Below are 17,906 nucleotides of genomic sequence, written 5' to 3' on the forward strand. Positions count from 1 at the left end.
GACGCCCCCAGCTCGCGGGTGGCGCGGCGCCCTGCCAAGTCGCGCCCCCCCAAGGGGGTTGGCGCGGGCCGTCCCGGTGAACCGGGGGGGGCTCGTCGAGATCCATCGTCGCTCAACCCTTCTGCAGGGGAAGCAAAAAGCGAAAGTCGGTTTCGTGGCATTGGCCAGCCTGGGGCGTCGAAGAAGACCGGGGAAGTGGCAAGTGAATCTACTCCGGCAAGTGAGTCCCGTGCGGAGCAAAGCGCCCTTGAGAAGGCCGGCAGTAAAGGTGGAATCGGCCAACGCAAGCCTGATGGCGGCCTGACCGCAGCAAGTGAAGCTGCCGGTAAAAGCCCAGTGGCTGCGAAGAGCACCAAGAGTAGCGTGGGGCTAGGTAAAAAAAGCTCGCCCAAGCGTAAGGCTGAGCAGGTTGATCTGGCTGCATTGCGGGAGGCTGGCTACATAACGCCGGATATGCCGCCGAACCTTATGTCCGAGGAATTCCGGATTATTAAACGCTCCATTCTGTTGAACGCTTTTGCCAAAGGCGACAAGAAAATCCAGAATGGCAATGTTATTCTGGTTACAAGCTCCAACCCGGGTGAGGGCAAAACCTTTTGCGCCATCAATCTCGCGCTGTCTATCGCGACAGAGCAAGATGTTACGGTTCTTTTGGTGGACGCCGATTTCTCGAAGCCTGAGGTCTTGAACCGACTGGGGGTCAGTGGCGGGCGCGGCCTGATGGACGTTGTCGCAGATGACGAGATTGATCTTGCGAGTTGTCTTATCAGGACCAGCATTCCGAACCTCGTACTGTTGCCAGCAGGTCGCCAGCACAACCTGACTACCGAACTGTTAGCCAGTGAGCGTATGGAAACAATGGCCCGCGAGATCGGCGCCCGGTATCCGGACCGTATCGTTATTTTTGACTCACCGCCCGTTCTCGCAAGTTCTGCGGCGTCAGTACTTGCGCTCTATATGGGACAGACGGTATTTGTGATTGAGGCCGAAAAAACGACCGAGCCTCAGATCAAAGAGAGCCTTAGCATGATCAGTTCATGCGAAAACATTAATCTCATCTTGAACAAAACCCGTTATAGCGGCAGCAATAAGAAATTTGCCTCCTACTATGGCTACGGGGGACGATAGGGGCTCATTTGTGGGGCAATTAAGCGGTAATGGCGCCAAACATATCTCCTTGCTGTTTGTGGCGCACATATGTTGCGCCACAGCTGTATCTGCCCAACATGTATGGGTGGACCCGCGCGGGGAAGGCAAGCTCACATGGTCTGATAATATTGACCTGACCAACTCAAACCGTGTGAGTGGGTTGGTCCTGAATACATCCGCAGGGCTCAATACACGTGTTGAAGGCCGCAAGGTACAGGGTGCGCTTGACTATGCGCTGGATTATTATCACTTTCTGAACGACGGCGACACAGACCTGCGTCACAGCATGTTTGGTGTGCTGGATGCTGAAGTCATTGAGAACCACCTGTCAGTAAATGCGCGTGCCAGCCTGCGTCAGGTATTTCTCAACCAGACGGACAGCATTTCACAAAGTGAGGCAAACCGAAGCGATAACCGGCGGCTGGTGCAGAACTATACGGGCACTGCCATATTGAAGGGCGGGATGCGGGATTTTGCTGATTGGCGGGTCAGTTATCGCTATGGCCTGACGCTTAGCCCGGCTGATAATCTTGATGATGAGACGCTGACCACTAATTTTTCTGATAGCCAGAGCCATGAGATTAAAGCCTCTCTGGGCTCAGGAGACCGGTTCAACAGCTTGGAGTGGCGCTTGTTCGCCAGTAGCTCAAGGGTAACCCGTAGCCTTGATGTCAACGATTTCCGCAACGAGCAGGTTGGGGCGGAGCTCTGGTACAAGTTTGGCAGGCATTTTGCTGTGGTAGGCGAAGTATCACAAAACCAAAATGACTTTCAGTCCGATGTGTTGAACGAAGAAGGCGTTGGCTGGGAGGCTGGCTTCCGCTGGACTCCGGGGCGCAAGCTTGACCTCACCGCTCGGCACGGCAGGGTGGGCAAGAGGGAAACCTGGACGGCGCGGTTACAGTACCTCTTTTCGGTCAGGCTTGATTTTGTCGGGAACTATACGGATACGCTGTCTGCGGATAGCGTTGTGCTGAATGACAATCTGCAGACATTCGGCTTTGATGATAATCAGGGTATCACCGATGCGAACGGTTTGCCTGTGGATGAGCGTGACCCTAAATTTACGCTCTCAGATGTTGATTTCCGACGCCAGAATGCCAGCGGCATATTGACGCTGCGTAATCGCCGTACGGAACGAATCTACATCAGCGGCAATATGGAATGGCGAACATACGATGATGAGGCGGGGCGGCGGTCCTCAACATGGGGTGTCTCGACCGGTTTTAGACGCAAAATCAACCGCAATACGACGCTGGACGGCGTTTTTTCCTACCGCCGTAGTAGATTTAACAACAATAGTCGGGTAGATAATTACCTTGTAGGGAATTTGCAGTGGAACCGGATACTGTCCGAATACTTCCGGTTGTCGGTTTCACTTGACCATTCCGAGCGTTTGACAAGCGAGGTGAATGGCGATTTGATGGAAAATGCAGTAACAGTGCATTTGCGAGGCACATTTTAGGGGCAGTATGTACGAAAGCTTTTATAATCTTCAGGGGCGGCCATTTCAGTTGACGCCTGATCCGCGCTTTTATTTTAGCTCGCGGACGCACAAGAAAGCGATGGCATACCTGACCTATGGCATGAACCAGGGTGAAGGTTTCATCATCGTGACCGGGGACGTGGGCACGGGAAAAACCACGCTGGTTCGGCATCTGTTTGAAACGCTGGACCGCAACGAATATATCGCCGCGATGATTGTAAGCACCCAGCTTAGCGCTGAAGATTTGCTACGCAGTGTGGTTGCCGCCTTTGGTCTGGATGCACAGGCGGAAGACAAGGGGCAACTGCTCGCCCGTCTTGAAAAGTTTCTACGCGAACAATTCCGTATGGGGCGCCGGGCGCTTCTGGTGGTGGATGAAGCGCAAAACCTGTCCAATGCGGCGCTTGAAGAAATGCGCATGCTGTCAAATTTTCAGGAAGGCGACAAAGCGCTTATTCAGAGTTTTCTCGTTGGCCAACCCGAGTTCCGCGAGCGCATCTTCTCCGCGCCTGAGCTTGAGCAACTTCGTCAGCGCGTTATTGCCACACATCACCTTGAGCCGATGGAAGAAGAAGAACTCGCCGGCTATATCGAACACAGGCTCAGCCTTGTCGGCTGGGATAACGACCCTTGCTTTACCGAGGATGCTGTCGAAGCGATCTACCGGCATAGTGCGGGTGTGCCGCGGCGTCTGAATACTCTTTGCTCACGTGTGCTGCTGTATGGTGCATTGGAAGAAATTCATACCGTGGACGCCGATACTATCGATGCTGTGGTTTCTGATATGGCGAGTGATACACGGCAGGTTACGGCCACATCATCCGCAATGCCTTCAAGGCCGCTCCCCGTTAACCGGCAAAATGACGCAACTGTTCCCCTTGAGGCCGGTGCTCGTACCAAGGATGTCAAGCAGATGGAAAACCGGTTGGAGCAACTGGAGTCGATGATGAAAAATCAGGACGAAACACTCCGCCGTTTAACCGACCTGATGGCGAACCTCGCAGGCGGCGGCGCCAAGGATGACAAATAGTTTACTTCCTGCGCAGGCCGGCACAGAGCCTGTGACCGCCGAGGCTCAGTTTGCCGACAGCCATGTTTTCTCCGTTGACGTCGAAGAATGGTATCAGGTTGGTGCCTTCGAGACGACGTTGCGCCGGGATGAGTGGGCAGGGCTGGAGAGCCGGGTTGAGCGGCAATGCCATAAAATACTGGCCATTCTTGCCGAAGCGAACATTCGCGCCACCTTTTTTTGCCTGGGCTGGGTCGCAGAACGACACCCGCTTCTGATTACCGAAATTTGTAAACAAGGCCACGAAATTGCTAGCCATGGCATGGATCACCAGCGCATTTTTCGGTTCTCAAGGGATGAATTTCTGGCCGATGTCATTCGGTCAAAATCGTTGCTGGAGGATGTCACGGGTACACAAGTTAGAGGCTACCGTGCACCAAGTTTCTCCCTGACCGCCGACGTCTGGTGGGCTTATGAAGTATTGCATGAGGTCGGCTTTCAGTATTCTTCCAGCCTTTATCCCCTCAAGACAGACCATTACGGCATGCCTGATGCACCGCGCCGGCCGTTCTGGCCAATTGGTACCGGTAAAATTCTCGAGGTACCCATGACCGTATGCCATGTCGCCAGTAAAGCACTGCCCGCATCGGGGGGCGGATACTTCCGGCTTTTACCCTATACTGTGGGGCGCGCCCTGTTGGAAAAGGGCAGCAACCAGACCAAAAGCCCCGGTATTTTTTATATGCACCCCTGGGAGGTTGATCCTGGTCAGCCCCGTGTCGCTGACGCGCCCTGGCTTTCCCGTTTCCGCCACTATACCGGTCAACGGGCAATGCCAGCAAAACTAAGACGGCTGGCCAGGTCAAGCAAATGGACGACGCTGCAAGACGGTGTGGTTGCGCCTGTGTTTTCTGCACTCAGGGGGCAGTGATGGCGGTCACGGTAAGCAGGCTTGAAAGAAGCACCACAGCCACATGGGACCGCTATGTGGCGCAGCATGCGCAAGGTACATTCTGCCACCTATCCGGCTGGAAATTTGCGGTTGAGGCAGGCGCGGGCCACGACTGTCCATTCCTGATGGCGGAAGAAGCGGGCGAGGTTGTCGGTGTTATGCCGTTGACGATCAGGCGTAGTATGCTTTTTGGCACCTCGGCGATCTCCAATATGTTCGGGGTATACGGCGGTAGTGTTACAAGCCATGGGGAAGCGCGGCAGGCGCTGGATACTGCGGCGTGGAAGCTGGCGGGGCAGGCCGGGGCGAAGGTTCTGGAAAGCCGCACGCAGAAGCCGCAGCATAGTGGTGAGCCGGGCTGGGTTTCCGCAGGCGCCAAAGCCGCAACGTTCATCCGCGAGATTCCAGCTGGGGAGGGTGATGAGGTTTTGTTGTCTGTGCCTCGCAAACAGCGGGCGGTCGTGCGCAAATCTCTCGGGCGTGGCCTTAGGTGCGATTGGTCACCGCGTTTGCGTGACGTATATAACCTCTATGCCGTCAGTGTACATCAGCTGGGCACACCTGTATTTCCTTTTGCTTTGTTTGAAGCACTCGCCACAGAGTTTCCCGACAATCACATTTGTCAGCTTATTCGCGCGCCGGATGGCACCGCAGTGGCCAGTCTCTTCAGCTTTTATGACCATGAGACAATATTGCCTTATTATGCAGGTGGTTCGCCCGCTGCGCGTGGATACGGCGCCCATGACTTTATGTATTACCAGTTAATGCTGTGGGCACGGGACCAGGGCCTTAAATACTATGACTTTGGCCGCAGCAAGATTGGCACCGGACCTTATTCATTTAAAAAAAACTGGGGATTTGAGCCTACTTTGCTTGAATATGAACATCGGCTCGCGGACGGTGCGCTGGCACCTGACTTGTCGCCACAGAACAAGAAATTTGCCGTCATGAGTAAAGTTTGGAAGAAGTTGCCGCTGGGCGTTGCTAATCGCCTTGGCCCGGTTATCGCACGGCACTTGGGATAAAGACGTGGCCAGAATTTTATTCCTTGCACACCGTATTCCCTATCCGCCCAATAAGGGCGACAAAATACGGTCGTGGCACATCTTCGAGCATTTGTGCAAAACGCATGACGTGCATCTCGCCTTTTATGTGGATGATGCAAAAGATATTCAATATGTGCCCAAACTTGAAGGCATGGCACAAAGCCTGAGCTTTGAGTATGTCAGCAAAGCGCGACAAAAAAGGCGCATCCCTTTGGGGCTTGTGCGTGGCTTGCCACTGACTTTGTCAGCCTATCCGCAGAAGAAATTACAGGCTTACTGCGATGATCTCCTGTCTGGCGACGACATTGACCTTGTCTTTCTGTTTTCAGGTGCTGTCGCGCCACTGGTCTTGAAGCCGGGGCAACAAATGTCGGTTCCTGTCATTGCCGACCTTGTGGACGTGGATAGCGCGAAATGGCAGGCCTATGCCAAAGCCTCCGGCTGGCCGCTCAGAATGCTTTACCGCCGCGAATCCATTAAACTCGCAGCTTATGAGAAAACTGTCGCACAGGAATCTTTTGCAACCGTGTTTGTGAGTGAGTGCGAAGCGGCGCTTTTCAGGCAGGGGCTGCCTGACACAGTGGCGCAAAAGGTTTACGGGGTGGGCAACGGTGTCAACCTTACCCACTTTAACCCTGAGCGCTTCCCGCCGGTTCGCCAGGGCGGCACCAGGGTCACCTTCACGGGTGCGATGGATTACGCACCCAATGTTGAAGCGGCCCAATGGTTTGTTCGCGCCGTCTGGCCGCTGGTGTTAGCCGCGTGTCCCCAGGCCGAATTTGTTATCGCGGGCGGCCCAAAAAACCGGGACGTGGATGCCTTGGCAGATACCGAAGGTGTAAAGGTGCTGGGTTATGTTGAGGACATGGCGGAAACCATCAGGGATGCAACCGTTGTTGTGGCTCCGCTTCTTACAGCGCGCGGCATCCAGAACAAGGTGCTTGAGGGTATGGCCATGGCAAAACCTGTTGTCGTCAGCCCGGCAGCGCTTGAGGGTATTGAGGCCGAAAGTGGCCGTGACATCATCACCGCGGAGAGCCCGGCGGCGTTTGCCGACAATATTATCTCATTGCTGGCCGATCCGGACAGGAGAGAAGCACTGGGGGTAAACGCCAGAGCATTCGTTGTCCGCCATCACAGTTGGCCTCATTGTCTGGCCACGCTTGACAGGATAGTGGCTGCGGCCCTTGGCAAGGGGGCCATGTTATGAGTGCCGCATACAGGGTTCATCTGGTTTTTCTGGCCTGTGTGGCTACGGTCATCTGGGCCTGGTGGGGCACAGTGGGCCACCTCACCACGATCCTTTGGCGGGTCGATATATTTTCCCATGGACTACTGGTGCCATTTGTAAGTGGTTGGTTGATATGGCGGAACCGGATTCTCCCCGATAAACAACAGCCGAAGCCGGCCTTTATCGGCGCTTTGCTGGTTGCGCTAGTCTCGGCGTGCTGGCTGTTGGGTACAGCGATGGATGCTGCCGTTGTGCAGCATGGCGCCCTTATTGCGATGTTTCACGCCATATATATCATGGTTTATGGCACCACCAGTTATCGACACAATATTTTTCCGCTGTTCTTCCTGTTTTTCGCTGTTCCCTTCAGTGGTGGCCTTGTCGGTGTATTGCAGCAGATCACCACAGTTTTAAGTGTCTGGGGGCTTGAGCTTTTTGGCATTCCCCATGAAGTGGACGGTGTTCTTATTCAATTATCCAACGGGCTGTACGAAATTGCAGAAGCCTGTGCCGGACTGCAGTTCTTTTTCTCCAGCGTGGTCACCGGCGTGTTGCTGGCGTATCTGGCGTTCGAAAGCTGGTGGCGTCGGTTTGGGATGATCGCCGCTGCGCTTGTCGTGCCTGTGCTGGCTAATGCGGGCAGGGTGTTCACCACCTTGTTGATTGCAGAGGCGACAGATCAGGATTTTGCCAAAAGCATTGATCACATTGTCTACGGCTGGGTTTTCCTCAGCTTCGTTTTGCTCATTCTCATAGGCGTTGCCTATCGTTTTTCCGATAAGGAGGAACCGGAGGTAGCGGTTAATGGGTCATGGGGGGCATCACACTGGAAGCCTGCATGGTGGTTGTTGGCGGCGTTGATCCCGTTGCTGGCAAGCCTGTGGGCCAGCAGGGGCGTTAGCCCCGTGGAGGTGTGTAATGTCACGCCTCTACCTGTGCCAAGTTGCGAGAGCTGTGTTTACAGGCATATCAACAGCTTTTCAGGCCGGGCTCCGTTTGAGCTTAATGGTACGGATGCGAGTTTGACGGCTCTTTATCGGCGGGGTGCCGCGCTGGTGTCCGTTCATGCGGCGCTTTTTGCGCCGGACAGGGAAGGCCACCGAGCCGTCCAACCCGCATATCGTACACTTCAGGACGGATGGTTTGTTCTGGCTGGGGCGCCGACGGCCGCTCAGCTCTTCAGTGGCCACGTCTTCAGTGAAACTGTTATAAGGCGTGGGAATGCAAAACAATTGACGTGGCGCCTGTATTTTGCTGCGGGTGAATATAGAGACAGTGCACGCGCGACGAAAATCGCCCTGGCAAAAGCGCGGTTACTCGGCCAGCCAGCCAGTGCTTCAACCCTTGTTTTGGCGACGGGCATGTCTGGCGGAATAGAAGAAGCCCGTGCCGAGTTGCAAAATTTCTTGTCGACAATCCCGGCAGATAGTTTTTTATGGGGCCAGCTTACGGAGCCGGAGGACAAAGCTGAATGTGCGGAATAACGGGTATCATGGTAACGGGCGATAATCAGGTTGATCAATCAGCCCTTCGCTTGATGACCGAACAAATTGCCCACCGGGGACCTGATGCCGACGGCTTTTTTTTTGGCGCTGGTGTGGCGCTGGGGCACAGGCGGCTTTCCATTATCGACGTCGATGGTGGCCATCAGCCGATGCTCAGCCGAGATGAGCGAGTTGTGGTGTCCTATAACGGGGAAATCTATAATTTCCAGCAGCTTAGGCGGGAGCTTGAGGCGCTGGGGCACCATTTCACCTCTCATTCTGATACAGAAGTGCTGCTTGCAAGTTATCTGGAATGGGGCAGGGAATGTGTGACGCGCCTGCGCGGCATGTTTGCTTTTGCCCTGTGGGATAGCCGGAGCAGAGAGCTGTTCCTTGCGCGAGACCGGCTTGGCATTAAACCGCTTTATTTCGCAAACCTTGCGGACGGCACATTTATCTTTGGTTCTGAACTGAAGGCATTGATGGTGTATCCGGGTATCAGCCGCAAGATGCGCATAGATGCCCTTGAAGACTTTATGGCGCTTGGCTATGTGCCGGATCCAAAATCCATTCTTGATGGTGTGGAGCAGTTGTCTCCCGGGTATACGTTGACCGTGAACCGGGAAACCGGGCAACAGCGACAAATGCCATATTGGAGCCTGGACGTTGTGACGCCAGCGATCGCTGGCGGGCAACCGGATGAACTGCTTGAGCGCCTTGAAGAGGCTGTCAAACTGCGAATGATTGCAGATGTGCCACTTGGTGCATTTCTCTCCGGTGGGCTTGATTCAAGCACCATTGTTGGGCTTATGAGCCGCAATAACCCAGAGCCGGTTGAGACCTGCTCGATCGGGTCAGATGATCCGCTGTTTGACGAGAGCGGCCATGCACAGTTGGTGGCTGATCATTTTGGAACCCACCACCGTATGAGGCTGGTATCAGCCAAGGACAGCTCCCTTCTCGACGTTATGGCGAGTGTCTATGATGAACCTTTTGCCGATTTGTCGGCATTACCGACATATCGTGTCTGTGCTCTCGCGCGGGAGAAGGTGAAAGTTGCCTTGTCGGGTGATGGGGGGGACGAACTTTTCGCCGGATACAGAAGGCACCGATTCCATATGTTGGAGGAAGAGCTTCGGTCACGTATTCCTCTTGGCATCCGACGGCCCGTGTTCTCCGCCCTTGCGGCTGTTTATCCCAAACTTGACGGCGCGCCGCGTTTCATGCGTGCCAAGTCAACGTTTGAAGCATTGGCTCGCTCATCTGCGGAGGCCTATTTCCAGTCGGTCAGCAAAACACCGGACAGTGTGCGGCTGAAGCTCTATTCCCGCAAAATGAGTGACCGTCTGTTTGGGTACCACCCGCAGGAGCGGTTCACCAAACTAGCTACCGAGGTCTCGGACGCTCACCCGCTGTCTATCATACAGTATATTGATTTTAAAACCTATCTGCCCGGCGATATCCTGACCAAGGTAGACCGTGCCAGCATGGCGCATTCGCTGGAGGTTCGTGTGCCGATTCTGGACCATAAATTTGTTGAATGGGGTCTCCGCCTTGACCCGGAGACACGTATCAGGGACGGCATTGGCAAAGCGGTTTTCAAAGATGCAACAAGGGGTTTTGTGCCTAACTCAATTATCGACCGACCCAAAAAAGGGTTTAATGTGCCTGCCGCCAACTGGCTTCGTGAAGAATTGGCCGGGGAGGTCAGGAATCTGGCCGCGAGCGAGCGGTTGCTGGACACGGGTTTGTTCAGCCGCAAGGCAATGCAGAAAATGGTGGATGAGCATCTGGAACAGAAAAGGGACCACCATACAAGCTTGTGGTCCCTTTTGATGCTGGAGCGCAGTATGGAACAGTTAGACCTGTCCTACGCTTGACCAAGGTATTTTATCCGCGACTGTCCAGTGCATATCCTGCAGACCGCACCGTGCGGATATAATCGCTGGTGTTGTCGAAATTCATCGCTTTGCGTAGCCGGCGGATATGCACATCAACGGTGCGTGGTTCAACATACACATCATGTCCCCAAACGCTATCCAGCAACTGCTCACGCGAGAAGACGCGGCCGGGGTTTTCCATGAAATGACGTAGCAGCCGGTATTCGGTTGGGCCCAAATGAATAAGGGTTTCACCCCGCGTTACCCGGTGAGAGACATTATCAAGCGTAATGTCCTCAAACCGAAGCTGTTGTCCTGCAAGGGCAGGGCGCACACGACGCAGCACCGCTTGAATTCGGGCTATTAACTCCTTGGGCGAGAACGGCTTGACGATATAGTCGTCAGCGCCGGTTTCCAGCCCACGGATGCGGTCAGGCTCATCTGCGCGTGCGGTCAACATGATGATCGGCACATTTGCTGTTTCGGTATTGCGGCGCAACTGCCGACAAATTTCAAGGCCCGAGAGGTTCGGCAGCATCCAGTCCAGCAAGATGATGTCCGGTGTTTCCTGTGTTGCGCGGTAGAGGCCGTCTTCGCCGTCTGCCACTGCTTCCACGGAATACTCGGCTCGTTCAAGGTTGTAGCGTACCAGTTCGGTAATGCTCTCGTCGTCTTCAATCAATAAAACACGGGTTTTCACTTAGCCGTCTCCAGTCATCAAAACCTAGGTCTTCTCAATCAGCTCGGTGCTGGTGAAGTCCTGTTTAGGCCGCCGGGCATCTTCTAGCATGATGCCTGTAATCGTATAGTAAACCTGCTCTGCAATATTTGTTGCCTGATCGCCAATGCGTTCAAGGTTTTTGGCGATCATGAGGAAATGGGTCAGCGCGCCAATCTGGCTGGGGTTTTCCATCATGCGGGCAAGTATCTGTCGGTAAGCTGCATTATGAAGGTTGTCCAACGCTTCATCGCGTTCCCAAACGTCCATCGCGGCTTCCGCGTCACGGTGTACATAGCTGTCCATCACGTCCTGAATCATACGGCGGGCTTCGTCGGCCATTTGCTCAAGAAGTTGCGGCATCACCACTGGTGCCGCTTCATTGACGGCAAGCGTGCGCTTGGCGATATTCTTGGCATAATCGCCAATGCGTTCAAGAATTCCGGTCATCTTGAGGGAAGAGACCACTTCGCGCAGATCATCCGCAACAGGGGCTCGGCGTGCAAAGACACCAATGGCTGTGCGCTCGGCCTCAAGCTCCAGCTGGTCAAGCGCCTTGTCGCTTGAGCGCACATGCCACGCTGCATCCGCGTCAATTTCCTTTAACGCTTTCATCGCCGCGACAAGCTGTTCCTCAGCAAGACCGCCCATGCGGCTTACAATGCTGCGCAGTTCCTTGAGTTCATCGTCATAGGCTTTAACGATATGATCGTTCATCTTCTGTGTCCTAACCAAAGCGGCCGGTAATATAATCGCGGGTGCGCTCTTCTTTGGGCGCGGTGAATATCTGCGTGGTATCGCCATGCTCGACGAGGTCTCCCATATGGAAGAAGGCGGTTTTTTGTGAGATCCGCGCGGCCTGTTGCATGCTGTGGGTCACGATAATGATAGCGTACCGGCCCTTGAGTTCATCGATCAGGGCTTCAACTTTCGCCGTTGCGATTGGGTCAAGCGCCGAGCAGGGCTCGTCCATAAGGATGACTTCAGGGTTGACGGCGATGGCGCGGGCAATGCAAAGCCGCTGTTGCTGGCCGCCGGAAAGTGCAGTCCCCGCGCTATCCAGCCGGTCTTTGACTTCATTCCAAAGTCCTGCTTTTTCAAGGGACGTGGCAACGATCTCATCAAGGTCGGCACGTTCGCGGGCAAGTCCATGAATGCGGGGGCCATAGGCAATATTGTCGTAAATCGATTTCGGGAAGGGGTTCGGCTTCTGGAACACCATGCCAACACGGGCGCGCAATTGTACCACGTCAATCTTTGGGTCGTAGATATCGTCACCATCAAGGGTGATATTTCCCTCTACGCGGCAACTGACAACCGTATCATTCATCCGGTTCAGGCAGCGCAGAAAGGTTGATTTACCGCAGCCGGAAGGTCCGATAAGCGACGTTACTTCGTCACGGTAGAGGTCGAGAGATATGCCTTTTACAGCATGATTGTCGCCGTAAAAAACATTCACATCCTTGGCTGCCATCTTGGGCTTGCGAGAGTCAGTCATGGGATCCACTTTTGTTGCCATATCGAGCATTTTACCACTGCCGTTCAAATTTTTGACGAAGCCAGATAGCCAGCCCGTTCATTGCGATAAGGAATGTCAGCAGCACCAAAATCGCGGCTGATGTTTTTTCTACAAAGGCGCGCTCCGGGCTGTCTGCCCACAGGAATATCTGTACCGGCAATGCTGTTGCAGCATCGGTGAAGCCACCGGGAATATCAACGATAAACGCGACCATGCCGATCATCAGTAGCGGAGCGGTCTCACCGAGCGCTTGCGCCATGCCGATGATTGTACCGGTTAAGATGCCGGGCATCGCCAACGGCACCACATGGTGGAAAACAACCTGCATGGGTGACGCGCCCAAGCCGCGAGCCGCATCTCGGATGGATGGCGGCACAGCTTTGATGGATGCACGCGCTGCAATGATGATTGTTGGCAGGGTCATGAGCGCGAGTGTAAGGCCACCCACAACCGGCGCCGACCGGGGTAAGTGCATAACGCCAAGGAAGACAGCAAGGCCGAGCAGGCCAAAGACAATCGAGGGCACGGCCGCCAGATTGTTGATGTTGATCTCAATAATGTCCGTCAGCCGGTTTTGCGGCGCAAATTCTTCCAGATAGATGGCGGTCAGTACACCGATCGGGAAGGCAATGAGCAGGGTCACCACCAGGGTAAGGGCAGAGCCAACGGTTGCGCCCCAAATGCCAGCAAGCTCGGGGTCGCGGCTATCGCCACTGGTGAAGAAGCGTGTGTGGAAGTTAAGGGAAACGCGGCCTTCTTCATCAAGCTTCTGGTACCAGCCCAGTTCCTTGTCCTTGACCTTGCGGTTGCCTTCAGCCTCGTTTGCGTCAATTTTCCCTTTGCGCAACTGGTCGATGTCATCTCCGGCCAAAAGACGGACAGTGCGCGTAGAACCAACGATTGCCGGCGTCTCCAGCACCATGGTACGTAGCTGCTCGCGTGCGCCGCCGCTCACCATACGGATCAGGGCGCGTCGGTCACTTCGGCTCTGGACCTCAGGGAAATGGCCCCGCAGAGCATCATCAAGCAGGCGGATCATATTGGCCTGCCGCACCTTTGCCTCAAATTCGTCCGGGCTCATTGTGCGCGGGTCGCCAAGCACGGATTCACTGAAGGTTACGTCAATATCAAGACTGGTCTGCAGGAAACCCATGGCACCATCGCGCGCTATCTTGCCGATGAGCAGAAACAGAAAAAGGGCAGCCAGAGACACAGCCATGACACCCATCACCTTGAAGCGGCGGTCCCGACGATAGCGGCGGCGGATGCGCGCCTGCATTTCAGGCGACTTCCAGTCCGTTGGTTCAAATTCTTTGGTGTTAGACATATGCGCCAGCCTTAATCATAAACTTCGCGATATTTGCGAACGATGCGGAGTGCAAAGATGTTCAATATCATGGTGGACAGGAAGAGAGCGAGGCCGAGGGCGAAGGCTGACAGCGTCTTGGCGCTATCGAATTCCTGGTCGCCTGTCAGCAATGCGACAATCTGAACGGTGACCGTTGTCACAGCCTCCAACGGATTTGCCGTAAGATTTGGTTGCATGCCGGCAGCCATGACCACAATCATGGTCTCACCAACCGCGCGGCTGATTGCCAGCAGGAACGCGCCAACAATACCGGGCAAAGCTGCAGGCAAAAGAACGCTCACAATGGTTTCCGAGCGGGTGGCGCCGAGCGCGAGAGACCCATCCTTCAAGGATTTGGGCACGGCGGTAATGGCATCATCCGACAAGGATGACACGAACGGGATGATCATGATGCCCATGACAAAGCCTGCAGCAAGGGCGCTTTCGCTTGCGATTTCGACGCCGAGAAATTCCCCCACTTCACGGAAGAGCGGAGCAACTGTAAGGGCCGCAAAAAAACCGTAGACAACGGTGGGGACACCCGCGAGCACTTCAAGCAGGGGTTTGGCAATCTGACGGGTGCGCGCGCTTGCATACTGCGTAAGGTATACCGCCGAGAGAAGACCGATTGGCCCGGCGACAAGCATGGCCAGCAAGCTGATAAGCATTGTGCCGGCGAACAGTGGGACGGCGCCAAATGCGCCAGAGGATGCGACCTGATCTGACCGCAGGGCTGTCTGTGGGCTCCAGTGCAGGCCAAAGACAAAATCCACGACCGATACTTCCTGAAAGAAGCGCAGGCTTTCAAAAAGCAGGGACGCTACGATGCCTAGTGTTGTGATTACGGCGATCACCGAACTCAGGACCAGAAGTATAGTCAGCACGCGTTCAAAGGAATTCCGCGCGCGAAAGTCTGGCGAAGTTTTGGCATTGGCGAACAGTATGCCCGCCAGCGCGGACGATAACGCCAGGCCAAATGTGGCCCAGATACCTTTGATGTAAAGGGAATTGAAGTGCTGGGCGGCCGCCAGAATATCGAGGTGCTTCTCACTTGACGCGGGGTTCTCAACGGCGAGACGGATACGGTTGAGCACCAGATTGGCCTGTTCCGTATATTGCGCATGCAGGCCTTCCGGCAGGCCCGATATCACGAGACCCTCAATGATGTTTTTGCCGAACACCAGCCAGACAACAAAAATCAGCAGACCGGGAATCAGGGCGCAGACCGCAGCGTAATATCCATAGTGCCGCGGCAGGCTATGAAGCTTCGAGGTATCCCCTGAAACTGCGGACAACGAGCGTTGGCGCACTGTCACGAAGGCAATTATTGCCAACAGTATGAGGGTTAAAAAGATCGCGGCACTCGTCATGTTGATCTGCCTTTTTGAGTGTCGTGGTAGGGCAAGCCCTGTTCAGCATCTGTAACCTTGGTAGCTTAAAGCGGGTCAAGTGTATTGACCCGCTTCGCTATTCATCATCCTGCCGTTAGTCAAGCTGCAGGTTGGTCAGCGCGTTGGCATCGGCCTGATACTTTGCGCGCTCATCTTCGGGAAGAGGGATGAGGCCACGGTCTGCCAGATAACCGAAATCACCCATGGCCTGTTCACTAGTAAACGCGCTCAGATACTCGCGGATACCCGGCACTACATCAACATGCGCTTTCTTGACATAGAAATACAGCGAGCGCGAGATAGGGTAAGCACCGTCTGAAATGGCTTCGAATGTTGGTTCATTAGGCTCACCACCTTCGGTAGCTACCGGAAATGCCTTGAGCGCATCGGCGTTCTGATCAAGGAAGCTGAAGCCAAAAACACCAACAGCTTCATGATTGGCCTGAAGTTTTTGCACTATAAGGTTATCGTTTTCACCGGCTTCCACAAAGGCACTGTCTTCGCGGATACCGCGACACAGTACCTTATAGCTGTTGCTATCACTTTTCTTCATCGCCTTCATGCCGGAGAAAGTTTCACAGCCGGCTTCAATGGCGAGTTCGTTAAAAGCGTCACGGGTTCCCGAAGTCGGTGGCGGACCCAATACGACAATGGGCCGATTCGGCAGGTTGGGGTTGACATCAGCCCATGTCTTGTTGGGGTTGTCGATCATGTTGCCCGCGCCGCCGTCTGTACCGGGGGCCGGGACCTTGGCCGCAAGTGCCAGATAGAGATCACGCAGAGAGAGGGTCATATCCGGTGCGCTTTTGTCCGAAGCCAAAACAATGCCGTCAAAACCGATCTTGATTTCGACAATATCGGTAACGCCATTTTGAGCGCACAGATCAACTTCGGTCTGTTTAATGCGGCGTGATGCATTTGTAATGTCCGGGTGATTGGTGCCGATGCCTGAACAGAACAGTTTGAGGCCACCACCCGAACCGGTTGATTCGACAATCGGTGTTTTGAAACTGGATGAACGGCCAAACTCTTCCGCAACAGCGGTTGAGAATGGAAATACCGTGGAAGAACCAACAATCCGAATCTGGTCCCGCGACTGGGCAAGCACGCCCGAAGATGCAAAAAGGGCCGCCCCTGTTACGGCAGCCACGATGGCGATTTTATTCATGTCAAGTTCTCCAGGTCACTAATGCCGTGACGATAGCTCTTGTTCTAGATGTGCTGTCCCAGTGTAGAACCGAATTGTTTCGGTTTTATGCCAGCAGGGCTAGGCCTACGCGCGTTTTGTTACAACTAAATGACACTAGCTGCTCTGTGGTTTATTTTGCGGGATAGCCAGCTTGAAGCTAAATGACGTCCCCGTGCCAAGTTGGCTTTTAATGTCGAGCGTACTGCCATGTCTCAACAGAATATGCTTCACGATAGCCAGGCCAAGCCCGGTGCCGCCCATCTTACGGGACCGCGCTGTGTCAACGCGGTAGAAGCGCTCTGTCAGGCGGGCAAGGTGTTCCTGCGCAATGCCGGGGCCTTCGTCCGAGATTGAAAGCATAACATGTTTGCCTGTTCGGGTCAGTTCGGTATGGATGTGCACTGTCGTCTCAGGGTCGGCATATTTGGCCGCATTGCTCAAAAGGTTAAGCAAAACCTGGGTTATCTGGTCGCTGTCGGCAATTACGCTCGCCACGCCTTCGGCCTGTTCGAACACCAGCACCACGCCGCGCTCAGCAGCGACTGTTTTCACGGTATTGATGGCGCTGACGATCAGTTTGTTGATATCCGTGATGGCGTTGGGTGCCATATAGCGTGTCATCTCGATACGAGAGAGGGACAGCAAGTCGTCAATGAGCCGGACCATGCGTTCCGCTTCCGTTTGCATGATGCCAAGGAACCTTTTATGGGCGTCCTGATCGCCCACTGCCGGGCCGCGCAATGTTTCGATAAACCCAAGAACTGACGTGAGCGGTGTCCGAAGTTCATGGCTGGCGTTGGCGACAAAATCCGCACGCATACGCTCGGTTCGTAACAAACTTGTAACTTCGTAAAAATACACAATGGCGCGCACGCCGTCCTGCTGCTTCCTGCCAGCAAGCACGGGGGCGACGGTAACATCGAAGCTGCGGTCTTTGCTCGTGGTGTAACGGATAACACCAAAATCGCCGTATTGGCCCTTCAGGATGTTATCCAGTGCGGCAACAAAGTTCGACTGACGCAGGTATAGAATAGCATCATTGCCAACAATATCGTTTCCCAGCAATTCTCGGGCTGACTCGTTTGCAAATGCAATTTTTTTGTCCGCGTTGATCAGCATTAGGGGGGAAGGCAGCCGGTCGAGGGCATGCGCCCCCAGCAGAACCGAAGCACCCGTTTTGGATTTGCGCTTCTCCCTGATGGCGCTCCTCCGGTTTTCGAGCCGCTCCATCCGGCGTTTTATCTCAAGCTGCAGCAAAAATGCCGCGGCGACGGCACCAACAAAAAAAGCGCCGATGAATGTGATTTGATCAACAGACCACATCAGGGCCAAGGTGAAAACCACGGCTGCGACTGTCGACCGCTCGGTCAGCAGCCCCTGATATGCTTTATAGGGTTCGCGCATAATTCAATTTGAATCCTGGGTGGCTTGTCGCTTTTATTCAAAGTCGGCATTCCAAGGGTTATTCAACAACCCATAGCCTTTAAATTACAATCATTTCATT

General features: G+C 54.5%; 15 protein-coding genes. 8 read left to right on the plus strand and 7 right to left on the minus strand.

All coding sequences use genetic code 11. The annotated features are described in order from the left end of the window. The 8 genes from ACN0VM_RS14835 to ACN0VM_RS14870 all read left to right on the plus strand — a co-directional run. Window positions 1–1,128: XrtA-associated tyrosine autokinase (locus tag ACN0VM_RS14835; RefSeq protein ID WP_417451678.1), on the plus strand; the 1,128-nt coding region annotated here is incomplete at its 5' end. Between the two features lie 10 nt (window positions 1,129–1,138). Continuing rightward, entirely contained in the window at window positions 1,139–2,614 is a 1,476-nt protein-coding gene (locus ACN0VM_RS14840; protein WP_417451679.1) for a TIGR03016 family PEP-CTERM system-associated outer membrane protein, read from the plus strand. A gap of 7 nt (window positions 2,615–2,621) precedes the next feature. Next, window positions 2,622–3,665 (plus strand): XrtA/PEP-CTERM system-associated ATPase, encoded by a 1,044-nt coding sequence (locus tag ACN0VM_RS14845; protein WP_417451680.1) that lies wholly within the window; start codon window positions 2,622–2,624, stop codon window positions 3,663–3,665. Next, a complete protein-coding gene (locus ACN0VM_RS14850; protein WP_417451681.1) occupies window positions 3,655–4,575 on the plus strand; it encodes an XrtA system polysaccharide deacetylase in 921 nt (306 codons plus the stop codon). Before ACN0VM_RS14845 ends, ACN0VM_RS14850 begins: the two co-directional genes overlap by 11 nt. Then, on the plus strand, window positions 4,575–5,621 hold the full coding sequence (locus ACN0VM_RS14855) for a FemAB family XrtA/PEP-CTERM system-associated protein (protein ID WP_417451682.1): 1,047 nt from the start codon (window positions 4,575–4,577) through the stop codon (window positions 5,619–5,621). Before ACN0VM_RS14850 ends, ACN0VM_RS14855 begins: the two co-directional genes overlap by 1 nt. 4 nt (window positions 5,622–5,625) lie before the next feature. Then, window positions 5,626–6,852, plus strand: a complete 1,227-nt coding sequence (locus ACN0VM_RS14860; protein WP_417451683.1) for a TIGR03087 family PEP-CTERM/XrtA system glycosyltransferase — start codon at window positions 5,626–5,628, stop codon at window positions 6,850–6,852. Then, window positions 6,849–8,357 carry an exosortase A gene (gene xrtA, locus ACN0VM_RS14865; RefSeq protein WP_417451684.1) on the plus strand — a complete coding sequence of 503 codons (1,509 nt, stop codon included), beginning with the start codon at window positions 6,849–6,851 and terminating at the stop codon, window positions 8,355–8,357. Before ACN0VM_RS14860 ends, xrtA begins: the two co-directional genes overlap by 4 nt. Further along, window positions 8,345–10,237: an XrtA/PEP-CTERM system amidotransferase gene (locus ACN0VM_RS14870; RefSeq protein WP_417451685.1), complete on the plus strand. Its 1,893-nt coding sequence runs from the start codon at window positions 8,345–8,347 to the stop codon at window positions 10,235–10,237. The genes xrtA and ACN0VM_RS14870 overlap by 13 nt, the downstream gene beginning before the upstream one ends. A gap of 10 nt (window positions 10,238–10,247) precedes the next feature. On the opposite strand, the gene phoB is transcribed toward ACN0VM_RS14870, so the two are convergent. From phoB to ACN0VM_RS14905, 7 genes are all read right to left on the minus strand, one after another. Further along, complete coding sequence (phoB, locus tag ACN0VM_RS14875) at window positions 10,248–10,937, minus strand: phosphate regulon transcriptional regulator PhoB (protein WP_417451686.1); 690 nt, start codon at window positions 10,935–10,937, stop codon at window positions 10,248–10,250. 24 nt (window positions 10,938–10,961) lie between these two features. Further along, window positions 10,962–11,672, minus strand: a complete 711-nt coding sequence (gene phoU / locus ACN0VM_RS14880; protein WP_417451687.1) for a phosphate signaling complex protein PhoU — start codon at window positions 11,670–11,672, stop codon at window positions 10,962–10,964. Between the two features lie 10 nt (window positions 11,673–11,682). Beyond that, window positions 11,683–12,453, minus strand: coding sequence for a phosphate ABC transporter ATP-binding protein PstB (pstB, locus tag ACN0VM_RS14885; protein WP_417451688.1), 771 nt, complete (start codon window positions 12,451–12,453; stop codon window positions 11,683–11,685). A 31-nt stretch (window positions 12,454–12,484) separates the two neighbouring features. Then, window positions 12,485–13,801: a phosphate ABC transporter permease PstA gene (gene pstA, locus ACN0VM_RS14890; protein ID WP_417451689.1), complete on the minus strand. Its 1,317-nt coding sequence runs from the start codon at window positions 13,799–13,801 to the stop codon at window positions 12,485–12,487. An 11-nt stretch (window positions 13,802–13,812) separates the two neighbouring features. After that, entirely contained in the window at window positions 13,813–15,192 is a 1,380-nt protein-coding gene (pstC, locus tag ACN0VM_RS14895; RefSeq protein ID WP_417451690.1) for a phosphate ABC transporter permease subunit PstC, read from the minus strand. A gap of 115 nt (window positions 15,193–15,307) precedes the next feature. Then, the gene (locus ACN0VM_RS14900) at window positions 15,308–16,381 is read right to left on the minus strand and encodes a substrate-binding domain-containing protein (protein WP_417451691.1); all 1,074 of its coding nucleotides are present in this window, start codon (window positions 16,379–16,381) and stop codon (window positions 15,308–15,310) included. Between the two features lie 135 nt (window positions 16,382–16,516). After that, window positions 16,517–17,806, minus strand: a complete 1,290-nt coding sequence (locus tag ACN0VM_RS14905) for a sensor histidine kinase (protein ID WP_417451692.1) — start codon at window positions 17,804–17,806, stop codon at window positions 16,517–16,519. Window positions 17,807–17,906: the final 100 nt, after the last annotated feature.

This window comes from Kordiimonas sp. (assembly GCF_048260245.1).
Lineage (GTDB): Bacteria > Pseudomonadota > Alphaproteobacteria > Sphingomonadales > Kordiimonadaceae > Kordiimonas.